This is a genomic window from Halobacteriovorax sp. RT-2-3 (assembly GCF_047085075.1).
Classification (GTDB): Bacteria; Bdellovibrionota; Bacteriovoracia; order Bacteriovoracales; family Bacteriovoracaceae; genus Halobacteriovorax_A.
Map to the genome: position 1 here is coordinate 1,128,698 of NZ_JBKIYF010000001.1, position 19,942 is coordinate 1,148,639.

General features: G+C 38.0%; 17 protein-coding genes. 6 read left to right on the forward strand and 11 right to left on the reverse strand.

The features are described 5' to 3' along the window. Window positions 1–34: 34 nt before the first annotated feature. Window positions 35–928 (reverse strand): hypothetical protein, encoded by an 894-nt coding sequence (locus ACMAYX_RS05290; RefSeq protein WP_103216558.1) that lies wholly within the window; start codon window positions 926–928, stop codon window positions 35–37. Window positions 929–1,094: 166 nt separating this feature from the next. Between ACMAYX_RS05290 and acnB the strand changes: the two genes are divergently transcribed. Further along, window positions 1,095–3,656, forward strand: coding sequence for a bifunctional aconitate hydratase 2/2-methylisocitrate dehydratase (gene acnB, locus ACMAYX_RS05295; protein WP_103216557.1), 2,562 nt, complete (start codon window positions 1,095–1,097; stop codon window positions 3,654–3,656). 50 nt (window positions 3,657–3,706) lie between these two features. Here acnB and ACMAYX_RS05300 read toward each other — a convergent pair whose 3' ends face one another. The 7 genes from ACMAYX_RS05300 to ACMAYX_RS05330 all read right to left on the reverse strand — a co-directional run bounded on the left by ACMAYX_RS05300 (window position 3,707) and on the right by ACMAYX_RS05330 (window position 12,595). After that, on the reverse strand, window positions 3,707–4,486 hold the full coding sequence (locus tag ACMAYX_RS05300; RefSeq protein ID WP_103216556.1) for a hypothetical protein: 780 nt from the start codon (window positions 4,484–4,486) through the stop codon (window positions 3,707–3,709). 111 nt (window positions 4,487–4,597) lie between these two features. Then, complete coding sequence (locus ACMAYX_RS05305) at window positions 4,598–8,668, reverse strand: tail fiber domain-containing protein (RefSeq protein ID WP_103216555.1); 4,071 nt, start codon at window positions 8,666–8,668, stop codon at window positions 4,598–4,600. Window positions 8,669–8,820: 152 nt separating this feature from the next. Next, window positions 8,821–9,768, reverse strand: coding sequence for a CDF family Co(II)/Ni(II) efflux transporter DmeF (gene dmeF / locus ACMAYX_RS05310; RefSeq protein WP_103216554.1), 948 nt, complete (start codon window positions 9,766–9,768; stop codon window positions 8,821–8,823). A gap of 3 nt (window positions 9,769–9,771) precedes the next feature. Beyond that, complete coding sequence (locus tag ACMAYX_RS05315) at window positions 9,772–10,050, reverse strand: metal/formaldehyde-sensitive transcriptional repressor (protein WP_103216553.1); 279 nt, start codon at window positions 10,048–10,050, stop codon at window positions 9,772–9,774. A 93-nt stretch (window positions 10,051–10,143) separates the two neighbouring features. Continuing rightward, window positions 10,144–10,698 (reverse strand): hypothetical protein, encoded by a 555-nt coding sequence (locus ACMAYX_RS05320; RefSeq protein WP_103216551.1) that lies wholly within the window; start codon window positions 10,696–10,698, stop codon window positions 10,144–10,146. A 9-nt stretch (window positions 10,699–10,707) separates the two neighbouring features. After that, window positions 10,708–11,955 carry a diaminopimelate decarboxylase gene (gene lysA / locus ACMAYX_RS05325; RefSeq protein WP_392991102.1) on the reverse strand — a complete coding sequence of 416 codons (1,248 nt, stop codon included), beginning with the start codon at window positions 11,953–11,955 and terminating at the stop codon, window positions 10,708–10,710. Window position 11,956: 1 nt separating this feature from the next. Further along, a complete protein-coding gene (locus ACMAYX_RS05330) occupies window positions 11,957–12,595 on the reverse strand; it encodes a GNAT family N-acetyltransferase (RefSeq protein WP_103216549.1) in 639 nt (212 codons plus the stop codon). A gap of 140 nt (window positions 12,596–12,735) precedes the next feature. Here ACMAYX_RS05330 and ACMAYX_RS05335 point away from each other — a divergent pair, with 140 nt between their 5' ends. Both ACMAYX_RS05335 and ACMAYX_RS05340 read left to right on the forward strand, forming a co-directional pair. Next, entirely contained in the window at window positions 12,736–13,854 is a 1,119-nt protein-coding gene (locus tag ACMAYX_RS05335; protein ID WP_412469832.1) for a hypothetical protein, read from the forward strand. Between the two features lie 96 nt (window positions 13,855–13,950). After that, a complete protein-coding gene (locus tag ACMAYX_RS05340) occupies window positions 13,951–14,946 on the forward strand; it encodes an aspartyl/asparaginyl beta-hydroxylase domain-containing protein (RefSeq protein ID WP_199177502.1) in 996 nt (331 codons plus the stop codon). On the opposite strand, the gene gshA is transcribed toward ACMAYX_RS05340, so the two are convergent. Together gshA and ACMAYX_RS05350 are read right to left on the reverse strand one after the other, a co-directional pair. Beyond that, window positions 14,938–16,530: a glutamate--cysteine ligase gene (gshA, locus tag ACMAYX_RS05345; protein ID WP_412469834.1), complete on the reverse strand. Its 1,593-nt coding sequence runs from the start codon at window positions 16,528–16,530 to the stop codon at window positions 14,938–14,940. The genes ACMAYX_RS05340 and gshA overlap by 9 nt on opposite strands. A 64-nt stretch (window positions 16,531–16,594) precedes the next feature. Next, the gene (locus ACMAYX_RS05350; protein ID WP_412471649.1) at window positions 16,595–17,605 is read right to left on the reverse strand and encodes a hypothetical protein; all 1,011 of its coding nucleotides are present in this window, start codon (window positions 17,603–17,605) and stop codon (window positions 16,595–16,597) included. A gap of 75 nt (window positions 17,606–17,680) precedes the next feature. On the opposite strand from ACMAYX_RS05350, the gene ACMAYX_RS05355 reads away from it, so the two are divergent. From ACMAYX_RS05355 to ACMAYX_RS05365, 3 genes are read left to right on the forward strand one after another with little or no spacing between them, the layout of a single operon-like run. Further along, complete coding sequence (locus tag ACMAYX_RS05355; protein WP_392991094.1) at window positions 17,681–18,316, forward strand: DUF3943 domain-containing protein; 636 nt, start codon at window positions 17,681–17,683, stop codon at window positions 18,314–18,316. Then, complete coding sequence (locus ACMAYX_RS05360) at window positions 18,303–19,028, forward strand: hypothetical protein (RefSeq protein ID WP_392991092.1); 726 nt, start codon at window positions 18,303–18,305, stop codon at window positions 19,026–19,028. The genes ACMAYX_RS05355 and ACMAYX_RS05360 overlap by 14 nt, the downstream gene beginning before the upstream one ends. After that, window positions 19,025–19,516, forward strand: coding sequence for a DUF501 domain-containing protein (locus tag ACMAYX_RS05365; RefSeq protein WP_412470842.1), 492 nt, complete (start codon window positions 19,025–19,027; stop codon window positions 19,514–19,516). Before ACMAYX_RS05360 ends, ACMAYX_RS05365 begins: the two co-directional genes overlap by 4 nt. Window positions 19,517–19,522: 6 nt before the next feature. On the opposite strand, the gene ACMAYX_RS05370 is transcribed toward ACMAYX_RS05365, so the two are convergent. Then, window positions 19,523–19,939, reverse strand: coding sequence for a hypothetical protein (locus ACMAYX_RS05370; protein ID WP_103216542.1), 417 nt, complete (start codon window positions 19,937–19,939; stop codon window positions 19,523–19,525). Window positions 19,940–19,942 lie beyond the last annotated feature (3 nt).

The following is a 19,942-nucleotide window of genomic DNA, read 5'->3' on the forward strand; positions in this document are numbered from 1 at the left end:
TACTATGAAGATCAATTTTAGCAAAGCCCAAAAGCTATGCTGCTTCTTCGCCATCATCTTCCTGTGAAAAAGGAAAATGTGGAAATTGAGGGTGATTTTGCGCTTCTTCAATTAAGTACTTATCGACAATATGTGGACGCCAACTCAAGTAAACACCATCAAATTTATCGAGACTTAAGTTTTCATCGTAATGGGGGCTTCTCTTAACATCCATATGATAGATATCGATACTGCCTTCTTTTTCAAAGTAATTTCTAAGGTTAGAGCCTCGAGATAAGTAGAGTTTGCGCACCGTCGACACGTCTGCAGCAGATTCAATATTCAAAATGATATTATAATGGCGATAATCCACTGCTAGATTGATCGAATTACACTTTAAATCTGGCTTATAGTCATATCTTTTACAATCACTTGTCCCCAAATTATGAATGAGCAATACTTTTTCAAAGATTGCTCCACCATGCTTTTGTGCTGCTCTTGCGCGAGATTTCGAAATCGTTATGGAAGCGGCCCCTTTATAGCGCAAAAAGTCAAAATCAATTCCTGCAACAAAACCTGGTCGCAAGACATCATTAAGTAAGAGAGTAAAATCACTCTCATCTGACATGGCCACTAAGTGAGACAACTTAGAAGTGCTTATGGCCAAGTAGCGTTTTTGGCCATAGATATTCTTTAGCTCAACAATCGCCTTTGTCCCTGCATAAACTTCAATCCAATTTACTTGTTTTCTTGTTTGAAGCGCAATGTCACCAAAGATACCTGAATCAGGCCCTCCCATTAGGACATTACAGCCAAGACTTTTCATTAAGAGCTTAGAAAAATGCTGCACATAAGATTTATGTACATTTATATATTCTAACAACTCCTCTTTAAAAAAGATTTGTTCACATAATTTTTCCAACTCTAATTCGAATTCTTGCTTTTTCATGTCTGACCTATCGTCTTCCAAACGATACGCACTGAGTTAAAAAAAGTTAATTTAGTCAAGCCTCCTTAAAGCTGATAACGACTAGCAAAAGGCCCGAAAAGATGATAAAAAAGCATGTATAAATCAAATACAAAAAACTGAATTTAACTCAAAAAGTCGAGGATCTATGTCTAATTTTCTAGAAGATTATCACGCACATGTTGAGGAAAGGGCCAAAGAAGGTATTCCTCCATTAGCATTAACAAAAGAACAAGCAACAGAAGTTGTAAAACTTCTTGAATCTGAGCCAACTCAGGAGCTTTTAGATCTTTTAAAAGATCGTATCAATCCAGGTGTTGACCCTGCTGCACAAGTAAAGGCAAGCTTTCTAATTGGTATTACAAAAGGTGCACACACTTGTTCACTAATTTCAAAAGAATATGCAGTTGAATTATTAGGTACAATGGTTGGTGGTTTCAACCTTCAAGGCCTAACTGATATCGTAGCAGGAAGTGATGAAGCACTTGCAAAGCTTGCTGCTAAAGAATTAAAAAACCTTCCTCTTGCAGTAAACGTTTTTGATGACGTAAAAAAACTAGCAGATGGTGGAAATGCTATTGCTAAAGAGATCATCGAATCTTGGGCAAATGCAGAATGGTTTACTAATAAGCCACAAGTTGATGAGTCAATCAAAACTGTCGTTTACAAAGTAGACGGTGAAATCAATACAGATGACTTCTCTCCTGCTCCATTTGCATTTACAAGAGCGGATATCCCTCTTCACGCAAATGTTATGGGTGGATCACTTTTCCCAGAAGGTCCAAAGCAAATCTCAGACCTTAAAGAAAAGTTTAACCTTCCTGTTACTTTCGTTGGTGACGTTGTTGGTACAGGTTCTTCTAGAAAGTCAGCAATCAACTCTCTTCTATGGTGTATTGGTGACGATATTCCTTTCGTACCTAACAAGAGACGTGGTGGTGTTATTATCGGTCAAACAATTGCTCCGATCTTCTTTAACACTGCTCAAGACTCTGGTGCTCTTCCAATCCACGGATTTGATGTATCAGCGCTTACAACAGGAACAGTAATTGAAGTTCGTCCACTTGAAGGAAAGATCCTTGATGAGAAAGGTAGCGAACTTGCAAAGTACGATGTTGCTCCAGAAACAATTCTAGATGAGTATAGAGCTGGTGGTCGTGTTCCTCTAATTATCGGAAAAATGCTAACAGATAAAGCAAGAGCGTCTCTTGGACAAGGAACTGCTGATGATTCAGGAATCTTTGCTAAGCCACACACAACTCTTGCACACGAAGGTCAAGGTTATACTCTTGCTCAAAAAATGGTTGGGAAAGCATGTGGAGTGACAGGAATTCTTCCAGGTACTTCATGTCTTCCAAAAATGACAACAGTTGGTTCACAAGATACAACTGGGCCAATGACAAGAGATGAGATGACTGAGCTTGCATGTCTAAAGTTCAATGCTGATCTTGTAATGCAATCATTCTGTCACACAGCTGCTTATCCAAAGCCAAGTGACGTTATCACTCACGCAACTCTTCCAGAATATATCAGAAACAGAGAAGGTGTAGCACTAAGACCAGGTGATGGTATTATCCACTCTTGGCTTAACCGTCTTCTAATTCCAGATACTGTTGGTACTGGTGGTGACTCTCACACTCGCTTCCCTCTTGGAATTTCATTCCCAGCAGGATCAGGGCTTGTCGCATTTGCTGCGGCACTTGGTGTTATGCCACTTGATATGCCAGAATCAGTTCTTGTACGTTTCACAGGAAAGTTACAACCAGGTATCACTCTTCGTGACGTTGTTAACATGATTCCTTACCAAGCAATTCAAGAAGGCCTACTAACTGTAGAAAAGAAAGGTAAGAAAAATATTTTTGCTGGTCGTATTCTAGAAATGGAAGGTCTTCCAGATCTTAAACTTGAGCAAGCATTCGAACTTACTGATGCAACTGCAGAAAGAAGTGCTGCTGGTTCAACAATTAAACTAAGCCGTGAAACAGTAGTTGAATACTTAAGATCAAACGTTGCTCTTATGCAGTCAATGATCGCAAACGGTTTTGGACACGTTGGAACACTAGAGAGACGTATCGCAGAAGTTAATGATTGGATTGAAAATGGTGAGCTAATGGAAGCGGATGCAAACGCTGAGTACGCTGCTGTTATCGAAATCAATCTTGATGAAATGAAAGAGCCAATCGTTGCTTGTCCAAACGATCCAGATGACGTTAAGAAACTAAGCGATGTTCAAGGTGATAAAATTGATGAAGTATTCATCGGTTCTTGTATGACAAATATCGGTCACTTCAGAGCGGCAGCAACTGTTCTTGAAGGTCAAGGTCAAGCTGATGCAAGACTTTGGATTTGTCCTCCAACAAAAATGGATCAAGATCAACTAACAAGAGAAGGTTTCTACGCGAAGTTCGCTGCTGCTGGTGCTAGACTTGAAATGCCAGGTTGTTCACTATGTATGGGTAACCAAGCACGTGTTAAAGATGGTGTAACAGTGTTCTCAACTTCAACTCGTAACTTCAATAACCGTATGGGTAAAGATGCTCGTGTTTACTTAGGATCTGCTGAGCTTGCTGCTATCGCTGCAAAACTTGGTTACCTACCAAAACCAGATGAGTACCTAGAGATGATGCAACCACTTCAAGGTAAGGACGATTCAATCTATCGTTACCTAAACTTTGATCAGATGGAAAATTTCTCAATTGATGAAGCTTAATAAAAGCAACATAGATAAAAAAGAAAGGGAGCTTAATAGCTCCCTTTTTTTTATTCGCAAAATTCTTTAATTACTTTCTTAACTCTTTTGATCTCAACTTTCCTTCCCGTGTACGGAGCAAACTCTCCATACCAACGATTATAGTGAAAGAATTTATCTCCATAATTGTAGCGAACCTTTTGCAGCTCTCCAGGAAAATTACTATCAACTGCATAAAGAGTATAACCTGTTCTCGTCTTCTTCATATCCACAACAAGCCAAGCGTGAGCATCGATTCCCTTAATTTGTAATTTCTGATAAGTCACATCACCTTGATTAACAACGCGATCATAAAGTCCATCCATCATCTTTCTCATACCATTTTCGCTTCGCTTAGCTGTTCCAAGTAAACCAATCACCCACTGCTGATTAATAAACCCATCAGTTCTTTGCCAGGCCTCAAGTTCATTTTGAATTAAGTGATCATTATCAATTGAGAACTCTCTTAAGTTTCGATAACCAGGAATCTCAACGACACTACGGCCTCGACGAATTGCTTTTATGATAGTCTTCGCTTCATCTTCTGATGGTTTCGAATACTCTGGCCTAAAGATTCCAAGATAAAGGGCATTACGATGAAAGCGCGAGTGCCACCAACAAACACCACCATTAAGAAGGCCTCCGTAATTTCTAAAGCCCATGTGAGCACTTATCTTTGTCATCATCTGATTCCTAACAAAGTGCTTATTTTCTCTTTCTTTACAGAATTTCTGCTTAGTCGTTTGGGCCATGGCAGAATGTGCGCTAAATGTTGTTAACGCTATCAAAAGTGATAGATAAATAGATCTCATAGAATCGTCCCGTGTTTTTGTTCTAGATGGATTTTTATAACGCATCGCCACTAAACTCAAGGGAGCCTATAAAATCTTCTGTAAAACCATGGGAGTCTTTTGTAATTACGACTACTTAGATTGTTTGCTTTGACAAATCTTCGCTTTCGGATTCATTTCACAAAGAGCTTGCTTAAGCATCTGATTCTCTTCTTCAAGCTTTTTAGTTCTGGCCTCAAGAGAAGCAATATCTCTTCCCTGATCCTTTGAAATAGAAAATAAACTCTTAACAGCTTCAATAAGCGGCGCAACTAATTTTGCGTAAGCAACACTTAAATAACCATTCTCATCTCTTGATACGGCCTCAGGAAATACCTTCTCTACGTTTTGAGCAATAACACCGATATCTCTTCCTTCTTTAAAGTTCTTTTGAGGAAATTCATCTTTTCTCCACTCGAAATAAACTCCATCTAGAAGAGAGAGCTTATCTAAAATTGAGATTTCACTAGAGATCGATGTCACTTTCTTTTTGAGACGCTCATCAGATGTTGAGTCAAAGGCTGCTGTCCCTCTAACTGATCCATTTACATCTAAGGCAAAGGACCCACTTGGCGTAGTTGTAAGAATCCCTACGTTTCCATTTGTTCCGTTTACATTTAGCACATCAGTAAGAATGGCATCCCCAACTGATAGATTAATGTCTCCAGCAAATGCATGCATGCGCATTCCATTAGCTGTTTCAGGTGCTGAGTGAAATAGCATGACATCAGACCATGAAGCATCAGGAAAATCTGCGGCCCAGTCATAATTTGAATTAAGAAGCGCAAAACCGGCTTCTGAACCATCCGCAAGGAGTGTGAAGTTTACTTCAGAAGAAATTCCAACATTAGAATCTTGAATTTTCATTTCCGCATGAGAGTCCGAAATATGAAGATCGGCCGCTGGTGTATTTGTTCCGATCCCAACATTACCACCAAGGTTTACATAGAGACCTTCATCTAGACCAGAATAAGAAATATAATTGGCCCCAATTTGAAAGTTCTGCGTGGCCATGTGACTTCCAAGATCATCACCAGATACTGTAAGATCCGCAGGTTCCCACTCAGAAAAAGTACCATTCCAAGTTAAGACTTGTCCGTTAGAAGGAGGATTTGGAGATACACTTCTAGATTGTAATGTCGTATCACTTGCAGGAAGATTATACAAGTTTGTTGCATCTAAGGAAGGCAGCTTACCATCTAATTCAAGACGAAGTAACTCTCCACCCGCATTTGATGTTAATAGAGTTATATCGTAATAGTCACCAACATCAGAAATACTAAAGTCAGTGCTAAAGTTAAAACCTTTAAATTGAAGTTCGCTACCATTCTTTTGTGCAAATACCCCGTAAGAACCACCGAGATTACTGGCCGTATTGACTTCACCTGCGGCAGCAATACCTGTTAATTGTGAACCATCGATAGCAGGTAGTCGTCCAGAAGCATCAAGACGTAGTAATTGGTTTGCTCCATTAGAAGTATTAACTCCCACTTGAACATCATTTACATTTTCAGTAATAGCAAGGTCACTCGTTACTGTCAGACCTTTTAATTCAAGATCAACACCTGTCTTTTGTTTAAATAAGCTAGCACCACCGACACTAGAAATCGTATTAGACTCCCCACCTGCTCCCGCACTTATTGTTTGCGGCTCCCATTGAGAAGCAGTGTTATTCCACACAAGGGCCTGCCCATCAGTAGGAGCAGTAGAAGCAACGGCACGAGATTGAATTGTATTATCCGATGTAGCAATACCAGTTAACTGTGAACCATCAACAGCAGGTAAACGTCCAAAAGCATCAAGTCTTAGAAGTTCGTTGGCCGCATTTGCAGTTGTTACATTAATTTGAACATCATTAGTATTACCTGTCAGAGTAATATCACTTCCACCAGTTAAACCTTTAAAGACGAGATTCGTTCCAACTTTTGCTTGGAATAAACCTTCTCCTCCAGCACTAGAAGCAGTATTGGCTTCACCACCGGCACCACCAGTAACAATTGTAGTTGGCTCCCATTGAGAGCTTGTACTATTCCATAAAAGAGCTTGTCCATTGGCAGGAGCAACAGCAGATACTGTACGAGATTGAATTGCTGTTGCATCAGAGCTTCCACCAGCAATCCCTGTTAGAAGAGATCCATCAATCGCAGGTAGACGACCAGAGGCATCCAGTCTTAAAAGTTGATTTGCACCATTTGATGTATTGATCTGTAGATCAACAGTATTCGTACTACCAGAAACAGTGAAGTCTGTAGATCCTTGAAGACCTTTAAGAATTAAATCAACACCCGATTTTTGCTTGAAAAGTGAAACTCCTCCAGCACTTGAGATTGTGTTATTCTCACCAGACCCACCACCAGAAATAATCGTTTGTGGCTCCCACTGTGAAGTTCCGTTATTCCAAACAAGCGCCTGTCCATCGGCAGGAGCAGTTGTCGCAACATTGCGAGTCTGAAGAGTTGTCGCATCAGAGCTTGCAGCTGCAAGTGTTTGAGGCTCCCACTCTGAAACAGAATTATTCCAAGTAAGAACCTGGCCATCAGTTGGCGCAGTTGATGAAATATCTCTCGTTTGTAAGCTAACAGCATCACCTGATGCAGAAGCCGCAATACCAGTTAAAAGAGATCCATCTAGTGCAGGAAGACGTCCGAAAGAGTCAAGACGAAGAATCTGTCCCGCTCCATTTGAAGTATTTATTCCGATTTGAATATCATTTGCATTTCCTGTTAAAGAAATATCAGTAGTATTTGATAGCCCTTTAAAGACTAAGTTTGAGCCTACTTTATTTTGATAAATTGCTTCGCCACCTGCACTTGAGGCCGTATTAACTTCACCACCAGCACCTCCAGCAGTAATAGTGGCAGGCTCCCACTGCTGACTTACATCATTCCATAAAAGTGCCTGACCATTTGTAGGTGCGGCAGCAGAAACATCTCGTGATTGTAAAGTTGTATCCCCACCACCTGCTGCGATTCCAGTTAGCAAAGAACCGTCGAGTGCCGGAAGACGACCAGAAGAATCTAATCTTAGAAGTTGATTGGCACCGTTGGCCGTATTGATTTGAAAATCAACTGTATTTGTACTCTCATTAATAACGAAATCAGATGAACCTAAAATACCACGCATAACAAAGTCCACACCAGACTTCTGCTTAAAGATAGAAGCACCAGATGCTGTCGACATCGTGTTAGTTTCACCACTTCCACCACCTCCACCAGAGATGCCTGTTAACTGGGAACCATCAAGAGCAGGTAGTCTTCCAAGAGAATCAAGTCTTAGAAGTTGGTTTGCACCATTTGCTGTGCTTATTTGAAGACCAAGAGAGTTTGATCCTTCAGTAATATTAATATCAGAAGATGGAGAAAGACCTTTAAACTGAAGCTGACTACCAACTTTTTGTTTGAAGATTGAAGTTCCACCAGTTGAGTAAACTGTATTGGCCTCTCCAGTTCCACCTCCACCACCGCTTGCGATAGTTGAAGGAACCCAAGAAGAATTACTACTGCTCCAAACAAGTGCCTGGCCATCAGTAGGAGTGATATTCGAAACGAGTCGATTGTGAATTGAAGTTGCATTTGTTGAAGAACCACCTTCATCTGTACCAATAACCCAATTTGTTCCATTGAACTTTAAAATAGAGCCTGAGATTGCTCCACTTGTATCTGTATCGTAAAGATCATCAACTGTGAGATTAACCGCACCTAACTTTCCATTAACAGAGGTAACGCTAGAAGTTGGTTGATTAGCAGGTGCCCACTTTCTTGTGATGGCATTGTATTGGAGTATCTGCCCATGAGAAGCACCAAGATCTGGAAGATCAACATTAATCGTAAACGTGCTTGCACCATTTGCACTTTGCAAAGTCATCGTAAGAATTTGATTTAGAGGAAGAAGAGTATTTGAAAGAGCATCTGCAATGATTTCTCCCTCATTTTGCGATCCAATTGAAAAGTCTGAAGTCGTCCCACTCTTATCAGTGATGCGAATATTTTCAACCTTATGAAGACTTGAACCTACAATTCTAAGCTTATCACCTTGAACACTAATATTGCTTACCTGAACTTCTCCACGTGAATTTTCACGACGTTGAATCTCAGGCACACAACTAGTAACCAGTAGCTGTAGGCATAAAATATGAATGTATGATTTCTTAAATATCTTCATCATTTCGCCTCTTTATCGACGAGCTCAATTAAATTCGTATGAGAATTTTAATACAAATTAAAAATCGGCAAATAAAGTACTGAAATGATAAGAGGTAGACTAAAAAGATGGGGCATTGCTGCCCCAAAAATACGGCATTTTAAATACTTATAAAATTATGAATTTGTACAAAGACGCTCTTCCACAATGAGATGAGAAATATTGTACTTAGCTAAAATTTTCTCGCGGTAGTATTCACTCCCCTTCAAATTACAATTGTAAATCATCACTTCACAAGCATGAGCATTTGGAGCAATTCTCCAGAGGTGAAGGTCTGCTATTTCTATATCATCATCGTGAGAGAAAAGTTTTCTAATCTCTTCCTCATCAAATAATTTAGAGTTCCCATCAAGTAGTTCCCAGACTGTATCTTTAGCAAGTCCCCATGCCCATTTTAAGATAACGATGGCACCTAGAATTCCAATAATAGGATCGGCCCAGTTCCAACCAAAATACTTTCCAGCAAAGAGTGCCGCAATGGCCATGACAGAAGTTAGAGCATCGGCAATAACATGAAGAAGTGCTGAGCGGTGGTTGTGGTCATGAACATGGTTATGGCCATGACTGTGATCGTGACTGTGACCGTGATCATGTCCATGATGATGGTCATGGGAGTCCCATAGAAGAACTGCACTTAGGATATTTACAATTAAACCAATGATGGCCACAAGGATGGCCGTTTCAAATTTAATTTCCATTGGATTTAAAAAGCGGCCAATAGATTCAACTCCCATCACAATAGCAACAATTCCCAACATAAGCGCACTTGTGTAGCCTCCCAAAGGAATCATCTTACCTGCACCAAAGCTAAGCTTTTCATTTATTTTTTCAGAACGTGCCAAGCGGTAAACGATAACAGTTATCCCAAGTGCACCAACGTGAGAGCCCATATGCCAGCCATCAGCAAGTAAGGCCATTGACCCCGTAAAATAACCATAGCCAATCTCTGCTACCATCGTGACAAATGTTAAAAGAATAACAAGCATCGTTCTCTTTTCATTTGAGCCTAGACGATCATCTTCTAGGACATAATTATGTGGTTCTAAATGTTCTTTATGTTTCATACTTTACTTCCAATAAGTTTTTATTAAATTTACTAATTCAATTGCAGCTTCATCCTGAGGAGTCTTTGGGTCAAGTGGTGAAACCATCACATGGTTCTTCACATGTTCTTCAATCAACTCTCCAGTTAGGCCATTAAGTCCACCGCGACACGCGGCCAGAGTTTGTAGAATGCTGTAGCAATCCTTATCTTCTTCAAGAGCACGCTCAACCGCTTCAAGTTGTCCCTTGATACGTCTTATTCGCGTGATAATTTTTTTCTTATTTTGATGAATATGGGCCATCGTTAACCTCCGCTCACTATACTATACCCCAGTATAATATATAAAGATAGAGCGAAGGAATACCCTGTGAAATCAACTACTTAAAAAGTATTATTAATCAAAGCTTTGTCTAAAGTATGAACGAGGAAATTTTAAAAGCTCAAGTTTAGGAATATTGAAGTCCCCAATTTTTGTATCATTGAGTGTTACGGCATAGAACTCATTCTTGCCTTCTTTTCCAATAACGAAAACATTTAACTCCTCACCTTGCATGAAGAGCTTGTGTTCACCAAACTTACGGTATTCACCAAAGGTAGTCTTTTGATCTTCAAGTGGAAGTGTTTCCGGTCCTAAAGGTAGACGAAAACGATAACTACTAACAAGGTTTCCAGCAACAATCATGGCATTACCGCGATTAAGTTTCGTTGTGGCCTTGTTAATGAAGTAATCCATAATATAAGCGATAAGATCGACATCTTTTAAATTAAGGTCATAAATCTTTTGTTCGTTACCTTCTAAACGAGACTGACGATTTAAAATCACTTGTGAAATAAAAACATTTCCTGAAGGATGTAAAATACGAACCGTATTACCTTGATCCTTTGAAATATCCCAGGCCCATTCTGTTGTTGGAAAAAGTGGTGTTAGTGTTACAGTTTTTGAATTCATATTTGGATCCTAATCACATTGTTCCAAGTAGTAAAGATCTTGGTAAGTTTCTCGCTTTCTTATTAAACGATTTTTATCGCCATCAACAAGCAACTCACATGCTCTTGGTCTTGAATTATAATTACTAGACATCGTAAAGCCATAAGCTCCACAAGAGCGAATTGCTAACAACTCTCCCTCACTTAGTTCAAGCTCCCTATCTTTTGCAAGATAATCCCCTGTCTCACATACTGGGCCAACGATATCAAAATTTTCTTTTATTCCTCTAATTGATTGATCGACTTTGATGACTTCTTGCCATGCTTGATAAAGGGCCGGTCGCATTAAATCATTCATTGCCGCATCAACAATAGCAAAATGCTTCCCCTCATTTTCCTTAATGTACTCAAGCTTTGTCACAAGTATTCCCGCATTAGCAGCAATCGCTCGACCAGGTTCAAAGATAAGTTCTAACTCAGGATAGTCCTCAAGGCTCTTAATTACTTGAGCAAGATATTCACTTGGATGAGGAGGAACTTCATCACGGTATTTAACTCCTAATCCCCCTCCTAGATCAATATGTTTAAGGGGCGTACCGTTTTTTCTTAGAGTATCAACTAATTGTTTTAGCCTCTCTAATGCCTCTAGAAAAGGACCGATATTAGTAAGCTGCGAACCAATGTGGCAGTCAATGCCTTCGACACTGATCGAGTCTAATGAATGTGCGATGTCATAGACTTCTTGCGCTTTTTGAAATGAAATACCAAATTTATTTTCTTTTAAACCTGTTGCAATATATGGGTGCGTTTTAGCATCGACATCTGGATTAACTCTAATTGAAACCGGTGCCTTCTTTTTCATTTTTTTAGCAACTTCATTAATTCTTCTAAGCTCAGCTACTGATTCGACATTTAAGCATTTAATACCTTTTTCAAGTGCAAACTCAATTTCATCATAAGACTTTCCTACCCCAGAAAAAACCGTCTTTGATGCTTGTCCACCTGCTGCCAATACTCTTTCAAGTTCACCACGAGAAACGATATCAAAACCACTGCCCATTGCGGCCAGTTCTTTTAAGATATTAATATTTGAATTCGCCTTAACTGCATAACAAATTAAATGACGATGCTCTTTTAAAGGTTCTTGAAAAGCTAGAAAGTGTCTCTTAAATGTTTTCAAAGAATAGATATAAAGTGGAGTTCCATACTTTTGAACAAGATCGGCTACTTTATTATCCTCTGCAAATAATTCATTTTCTCTATAATTGAAAAAATCCATTTTAGTCCTTATCTACTTCTCTAGTTATTAAGCTGCATTCATACAGCATTCCTAATCCGCCATTAAATGATATTTTTAAGAAACCTTGGCCTTCTTCTTTTAATTTAAAACCGTACTTCTCATGCATCTTAATAGAGGTTTTATTTTTTGCATTAACAACATAATAAGCTTTCGTTGAAATTTGCCCAATGTGTTTAAGTCGCTCTTGAGTTAAGAGATCACCAATACCACGGCCACGATATTCTGGAAGAACAGTAAGTCCCATAAGATACCAACCGACAGGTGCTTTGTACTTATACTGATTGACCATTTCTTGTGTATAGAGAATTGATCTTCCATAACCAACTATTTCTTCATCAAGAATGGCAACAATCAGATGAAAACCTTTTAAGTTTCCACCACGGGCCAACTCTTTTTTCGTTCTTTCAAAAAAGAAAGAATAATCAAGGTTCGGATCAATATTATTTTCATTAATAATACGAGCAATGGCCTGAGCATCATCATACCTAGCATATCGTGTTTTTATTTCGTCAGGTACAGGCCTAGACTTGTGATCCACAATATAAGGACAGTATGAATTATACTCTTTATATGTTTTAGACGATGACTTCAATGTTTGAGTAATTAACTTTTTAAACATAATTTAATCTATTATAGCTCATCCATAAAAGTGGTGGAGATTATTAATTCAATTAATAAAGTTTTTATTTTAGATGATGTTCTTATGTGTTTTAATTGTGACAAATACAAACTATTTAACAATGACCGACCAATTTACTCATGAAAAAAATATATAAAAAGATATTCATAGGCTTGGCCCTTACTTTCATCACTGGCCTAGTCATTCTTATCCTAAATTATAAATGGGTGATCAAAAAGTCTCTTGCCATGGCGGGAGTAAGAATAGAGCAAGTTGAAAAAATCAGTATAGGCCATTGGGCCCTCCATAACTTGAGCTATCAAATAGATGAAAAGAATATATTAAAAATCAAAACTGTTAATATCGACTTTTTAGAAATTGATGTCGATGCAAAAAATATCGATCGCTATTTGCAGGCGCTAAATTCCAAAATAAAAGTGAGGGCACAAGAAATTCAATTACAAAAATTCAAACTTAAAAGTATGAATTGCTTTGTTCATAAGAAAGAAGGGACAATAATTGAAGTAAGCCAAATTTTTATTCCTGACTTTGGTTCTAAGAATCGAGGTAACCTAACTTTTAACTTAGTAAATCTAGAAGATATTCGTTTCAAATATAACGATCTTGATATTAACAATGTCATTAAATACTTTGATGCATCTTTAGGGCTCTCTGGATTAATTAACATCAATGCACAAGTGAATGGTGATATCAAAGCAAGTGTTTCAGGAAAGAACTTAGTCTTAAAAGGCTTTAGGGTTGATGATGTTATTACAAATTTTTTAGACACTCGCAATATTGGAATCATCGACGCCGCGGCCGTCTTGGCCTTAGGACCAATAGGCCTTCTCTATACAAGTGCGGCCAGCCTTGGACAAACGATTGGAGGTTTTCGAGGAGGAGACACAAACCTTAAGCAAGTCAATGCTGCAATAACACTTACGGGAGATCTTATAATCTTTGAAGATGTTGCAGTGGCAACACAAGAGCACTTAATCATTGCTCAAGGTGGAGCCAATATTGAGAAGCAAACTTTTAAAGATCTCGTTGTTTCAGTAATTGATGAAAAATATTGCCCGGAACTGCAACAGATAATTAAGGGAACATTTTCAAAACCAGAAATTTCAAAAACCAAGGCCTTCCTCGACACGGCCACGGCCCCAGTCTCAAGTGTAACTAGTTCAACATTCCAATTTGTCGGCGTTGGAAAATGTAAGCCAATCTATAAAGGCGTTGTTAAGCATCCTGAGCTAGAGTGAACAGTTTGCAAAGAGCGCAAAATTTAAAATGACACATTACACATAGTGAGAAAAATCATGGAGGAAAGCGGCTCCTTGAGGTATATTTGATTCTAATTGTTAAACTTAAACGAGGATAAGACTATTAGCGTTATATCTGTACTTATTTTTCTCTTTCTTTTTGGTATTGCCTCAATGGGCTATGTCTACGCTTACCGTGGAACAGAAAGATATGAGAGCTTAAACTTCTATCTCCGCAAAGGCTGGCCAATTTTTGCACCACTTAACTGCCTACTTTATATGTTCACTAAGAAGAGAGCAGCTAAGCCAATAATGAATCTTGCAGACTTTCCAGAGTTAAAACTAGTTCAAGATAACTGGGAAACAATTCGCGATGAGGCGGTGAACCTTAGAGAAAATGGATATTTTGATAAAGTAAAAGATCCAACTTCAAGTGCATATTACGACATTGGTTTTAGAACTTTTTATAAATACGGTTGGTCTAAATTTTATCTTACTTGGTATGGAACGACTTTAAAGTCAGCAAAAGAGCTGTGTCCAAAAACAGTTGAACTTGTTTCTAAAGTTCCTGGTGTAAACGGTGCCATGTACTCAATTCTTCCAGTAGGATCAAAACTAACAAAGCACTTAGATCCAGTTGCCACTTCACTTCGCTACCACTTAGGTTTAAAAACACCTAACGATGATCGTTGTTATATTAATATTGATGGAACTGACTATTCTTGGCGCGATGGAGAGGCCCTACTATTTGATGAGACCTATCTTCACTTTGCTTTCAACAATTCTGAAAATGAAAGAATCATCCTTATGCTTGAAGTTGATCGCCCAACGAATATCATAGGAAAAATCATTAACTTTATCTTTAAGCTGATTATGAGAATTACTCTCGTTCCAAATGTTCCGGGAGATCAAAGAGGACTAGTTAATGCCATCTTTGGAGCAGTAACACCTACTCTTTTAAAAGTAAGAACTCTAAAAGAAACAAACCTGGCGCTATATAAAATTATTAAACATACAGTAAATCTAACATTACTAGCAATTGCATTTGGTTTAATTTACTTAGTGCTAACTTTTATTCAATCGTTATTTTGAAAAACTAGAAGCAACATAAGCGGCGACGTATTCTTCAAAGTCTACGTCGTCTAATTTCTCAAAGTCCACCTGACGCTGCATCGATGCATTCTTCTCAAGCTCTAATTCTTCTTGAAATACATGATTTACTTCTACAGCGGCCAGCTCCTTACGATGCTCTAGCGCAAGATCCTTCATCGCCTGAATATGACCTTTCTTTGAAACAAGATCAAATACTTTTTGTGAAAGAGTGTTAGCAGGATCAATTAACTTACGTTGCTCTTCAATAGCAAAAAGTAATGCTTTCTTACGCTCACCATCTGATATAGCATCAATGACTTCGGCCATTTGATTAAAGAATGTTGCTAGATATTCTTGGTAATTTCTTTTCTCACCATCAACGCTAATTTCTAGGCCAGGCTTTCTTCCCTGCCTAACAATAAGCTGATTATTATCCTCAATCTCATTATAAATTTCACGATTGCATCTATCCGCTCGCAAGAATAAGCACGACAATAAGAATGCATCTAAGAAGTCCATTTGAACTTTGGTAATTCCATTCTTTGCAAATGGGTTAAGATCGAGAAGTCTAACCTCAATATATTCAATCCCCTTGCTTCTTAGGCTAGCAAGAGCACTCTTGCCAGGAGGAGCAATTCTTTTAGGTCTAATGATTGAATAGAATTCATTTTCAATTTGTAGAATGTGAGTGCTAATTTGCTGAAGCTCTCCTTTCTCATTCCTTAAACCAATCTTATCAAAATCTGCAAAATTCATTTGCAGAGCTTCTTCTAAACTATCGCAATAACTATCAAGACCGTTGTAACAAATTCGAATACCGTTTTGAGAAGCACCTGTATAACCAAGTCCCCCCATCCTTAAGCATGTCCCTTCTTTCGAGCCAAAAGTTTTGCCATATTTCTCATCTTCATGAATCACATCTAGTGAATGTTTCTTACCACTAAGGAAGGACTCATGAACAGAAACAGAGTTTCCAAAAAGATATAAGAGAATATTTGAATAACTTCTAAAGTTTCGACAAAGATTTAAGTATTCCTCATTAATAAAAAGTTGAAGCGATAAAGAGCTTCCACTTAACTCATGCCAATTTTTCCAAAATTCATCTGTCATTGAAAAATTGTAATGAAGTCCCGCAATCGCCTGCATTGATCTTCCATAGCGAAGGCCAAGACCAGAGCGATAAAGAGTCTTTAAACGGCCAGAGTTACTCTCTCCGTAGTAAGCAAGCTTAATATCTTTATCTTCCGGTAAGATACAAGGCATTGATGATGGCCAAATGACTTCACTTGAATCTTGTTCTAAAACATAGTGTTGAAGATTTCCCAGAGTTTTTAAAGTTTCATCATTTGATTTTGAAACAGGAGTGATGAACTCAAGAAGACTTTCTGCAAAGTCGGTAGTTATCCATTTATGAAGAAGTTTTGAACCAAATTTTGGGTCATGATCGGAACTTGCAAGCTTGCCATCTTCAACCATTACACGAAGGCCCTCTTTCTCAAGTCCTTTATTTACATTAAGGATTGAATCACTTCCGTATTTTTCTTGATAGTTTTTGAGTGCTTGCTTATTAATTTTAACCGTCATAAATCGTCCTATATTTCGCATCTATAGTACGCTTTCAGCATTACGCAAGCAAGCTAATCTTAACCTAGTTAAGATTCCCAATACTTATTGGCAGCTCATAATTTATTCCAAAGGCAAAGTCATCATTCTTCGTTTGCCCTAGCATTAGAGCGAAGTTAGACGCGCTATCAGCATAGAAATGAAATAATGCAGGATATAGATTTAAACGAACCCTAAAGTCTTCAGAACTGTTCATTAATAGTGACGCGGCTTGTCTTCCCATGGTTTCAAGAAAGTAACCATAAGCAAAGCGCCCCTTCTGCTCTAGTGGATCAGTAAAGGCCATCCCCGCAGCAACAGAATGAGAAAGATCTCCGTTATCGTAAGTAAGCCCTACTAGATTCATCATTCCCATATAAAGGAGCGGCCTAAACTTATTAAAGTGTAGAAGCTTAGGACGCATAATATAATTTAGACCAACGTTAAAAAAGTCCTCATGCTCAACATCATAGACTGGCATAAAGTGCCAAGTTGTCATCCCCATTTCATCAACCATGAAATTCATAAATGGATCATTTAATCCAAGTAGAAATGCCGCCACGTCATAGATATATAAGTCTGCAATATGATCAAGTGCAGATACTTCAGGTTGAGTTGTTTCATTGGCCTCATTACCAAAGTGCATCGCATAGGTCACAATAAACGAAAAAGTCTTGGCCCATTTAATTCCATAGTAATCAGAATATTCCATGAGCTTCTTAGTCTCGTAAGCTCCACCGAATGTATGTAAAAAAATATTAGGTAGGACGCGATTACTTAGAAACTCTTCCTTTAATAAAGTATCAAGGCCACCATTCTTCTTAATCGAATGAATAGGATCTTTTACCTTGTTCCAAACAATCTTATGTTTCTCAAAATAGTCCTTCTGATTGAACCAGTAAGGATTTTGAATGACATCAAATGAACCGTTAATATAGAGCTGAATAGGAAACCAAGGACCATCGGTTTTCTCATTAAAAATAAGATAATTTGAGTTTCGAGCTATAACTTGAACAGAGGTAAATAAAATTATTAAAGAATAGATTAATTTTTTCATATTTATGATTAACTGGCTTAATTATCGCAATGTATTATTGGCCATAATGTAGCTTAATTTATATAAGAACACATCGTGAAAAGCTTTATTATTTCTATATCTTTTACATTACTTGCCCTGTCACTGCAAAGAACTTCTTTTGCAAAAACAGAGTATTTCTACCAAGATCGAGACCATACTAAAGAAGAAATTTTTAAAGATGTTGGATTCGTCTTTGGTATCTCTTTAATCGCTTATCCACTAACTCAATGGGATACAGTAAGAGAAGAAGGTTCATGGGATGTTTACCGAAGTAATTTTGGAAAAATAGTTTTTGATCGTGATGAGCCTTTTTGGAACTATATGGTTCACCCTTACACAGGCTCTCAAATGTTTCTTTACTATCGTGCCCGAAATTATCGATACGCTGATGCTCTGGCACTAACTTTTGTATCAAGCACAATCTTTGAGTTTCTCATCGAAGTTTATACTGAACCAGCTTCTGTTCAAGACCTTTATCAAACACCTGTACTAGGTGCGGTTATGGGCTATGGATTCGAAAAACTATCAATGCAACTCCTTAACGGAGATAGTAAAGTTGGGCATTTCTTTGGTCACCTTATTAACCCGATGACTTTATTTCCTTCAATTTTTGAAGGGACATCATACGCAGTCATTGCGCCAAATATTGATAAGAAATCAATTGGATATTACTTTCATGCAGAATTTTAAACTGATCATAATATTCATACTTTCTATAACTTCTGCCTATGCACAAAAAGGACCTTATGAGTTTTATCTAAGAGCAGGGGTAACTTTTCAAAATACTATCTTTAACGAGCTAGATGACGATCAGTACGAAAATAAATACGATATCGAAGACCGTGAAGAATCAAAAGCGCTTGGAATGTATACACAATTTTCATTTCGCTTAGAAAGAATTGAGATTGGACTTGAGTCACATACAACATTTGGGCGAGGACGAGACTTACGTTTCGCATACGAGAATAGAGTTCTTGAAGGCGAAGGAAATTTTAGATCCTTTAATATCACTCCTACGATACGAATTAACTCAGATGTTTACGAAATTGATTTTTTAGACTTTATTGGATTCAAAACTTTCAAAGCATATATCAAATTTGGCCCTAGCTGGCTTCTAAACTCACTTGACCTAGATGACTTTAATATTAATACTAATGGTAAGTCACTTAAGATTAATTATGATTCATTTGGTGGAGCACTTGCGATCGGCGTTGAACAAGTAAAGACAGTTGATCACTTTCCATTCTTTGCAGAAGTTTCAGTTGCCGCTTATCGATCTTACAAGGCTACTTTAGTCGATCGTACAAACCGAACGAAAGTAGAAATTCTGCAAGAACAAAGTGCACGAGAAGATATTAATTCATTCTCAATTTTTTACACAATAGGAGCATCTCTATTTTGAGCACACAAGTAACTGATAAAGATATTGAACAAATTGAAGCTTTTCTAAAAAGAGAGGCCAGAGGTATTCTTGAGGTTTCAGCAAGAACAGCTGATGCAAGGCCTGCTTCAATAAAGGTTACTCCAGTTGTTGATAAGGTTCCATTTCCAACAATCTACTGGCTAGTTGATCCTGTTGTTTACAAGGCCATTAGTCAGATTGAGGGACAAGGATTTACAAAAGAACTTCAAGCAATGATTGATGCAGATGAAGAACTTAAAGAGAAAGTTAAAGCTATTCATGAATCATATCGTGATGAAAGAGTAAAACTCTTTAAAGAAATGAATCTCGAATTACCAGATAATATGATGCCGATGATTACAGATACTGGAATCGGAGGACTTAGAGACTTTTATCACCTTAGGTGTCTTCATATGTTTTACGCCTACCACTTAGTTCGCCCTCACGTAATTGGTGAAATGGTTGATCGTAAGCTAAAACAGTCTTAATTCAATTTAACGATTTGCTGTTATGTGATGGTAAGTAAAGCCAATACTCCACACTAAAGATACTCCTAGGTGGATATAGGCCGACCATTGCCTTAAAAGATCATTATCACTTACCTGAATTAGATAACCCGATAAACTCATAGCAACAAAGAGTCCTATAAGAAAAATTCCTGATGTACGAGATTTTTTATAACCACTTAGAATTCTTTTGTAGATATGATTTGAAAAGATTGTACCGACAAAGAATAGTAGAAAAGGTACCGACAAGATATGTAGTTTTTGCATCCAAATAGAAAGAGGATGAGTTTCAACTCCCCACTCTCCTTGAATCTCCATAAAGTACTTGGCCACAAAATAGATTGTACCAGTTACAACAATGAAGTAATTTGAGGTAAATAGGTTATTCTTTTCTGAAGGAGTCATAGC

Excerpts from the sequence above, each read along its gene's own strand:
- ACMAYX_RS05300 (WP_103216556.1), bottom strand. The coding sequence starts at position 4,486 with ATGAGATCTATTTATCTATCACTTTTGATAGCGTTAACAACATTTAGC.
- ACMAYX_RS05350 (WP_412471649.1), bottom strand. The coding sequence starts at position 17,605 with ATGAAAAAATTAATCTATTCTTTAATAATTTTATTTACCTCTGTTCAA.
- ACMAYX_RS05360 (WP_392991092.1), top strand. The coding sequence starts at position 18,303 with ATGCAGAATTTTAAACTGATCATAATATTCATACTTTCTATAACTTCT.
- dmeF (WP_103216554.1), bottom strand. The coding sequence starts at position 9,768 with ATGAAACATAAAGAACATTTAGAACCACATAATTATGTCCTAGAAGAT.
- gshA (WP_412469834.1), bottom strand. The coding sequence starts at position 16,530 with ATGACGGTTAAAATTAATAAGCAAGCACTCAAAAACTATCAAGAAAAA.
- acnB (WP_103216557.1), top strand. The coding sequence starts at position 1,095 with ATGTCTAATTTTCTAGAAGATTATCACGCACATGTTGAGGAAAGGGCC.
- ACMAYX_RS05335 (WP_412469832.1), top strand. The coding sequence starts at position 12,736 with ATGAAAAAAATATATAAAAAGATATTCATAGGCTTGGCCCTTACTTTC.
- ACMAYX_RS05330 (WP_103216549.1), bottom strand. The coding sequence starts at position 12,595 with ATGTTTAAAAAGTTAATTACTCAAACATTGAAGTCATCGTCTAAAACA.
- lysA (WP_392991102.1), bottom strand. The coding sequence starts at position 11,955 with ATGGATTTTTTCAATTATAGAGAAAATGAATTATTTGCAGAGGATAAT.
- ACMAYX_RS05290 (WP_103216558.1), bottom strand. The coding sequence starts at position 928 with ATGAAAAAGCAAGAATTCGAATTAGAGTTGGAAAAATTATGTGAACAA.
- ACMAYX_RS05315 (WP_103216553.1), bottom strand. The coding sequence starts at position 10,050 with ATGGCCCATATTCATCAAAATAAGAAAAAAATTATCACGCGAATAAGA.
- ACMAYX_RS05370 (WP_103216542.1), bottom strand. The coding sequence starts at position 19,939 with ATGACTCCTTCAGAAAAGAATAACCTATTTACCTCAAATTACTTCATT.
- ACMAYX_RS05320 (WP_103216551.1), bottom strand. The coding sequence starts at position 10,698 with ATGAATTCAAAAACTGTAACACTAACACCACTTTTTCCAACAACAGAA.
- ACMAYX_RS05305 (WP_103216555.1), bottom strand. The coding sequence starts at position 8,668 with ATGATGAAGATATTTAAGAAATCATACATTCATATTTTATGCCTACAG.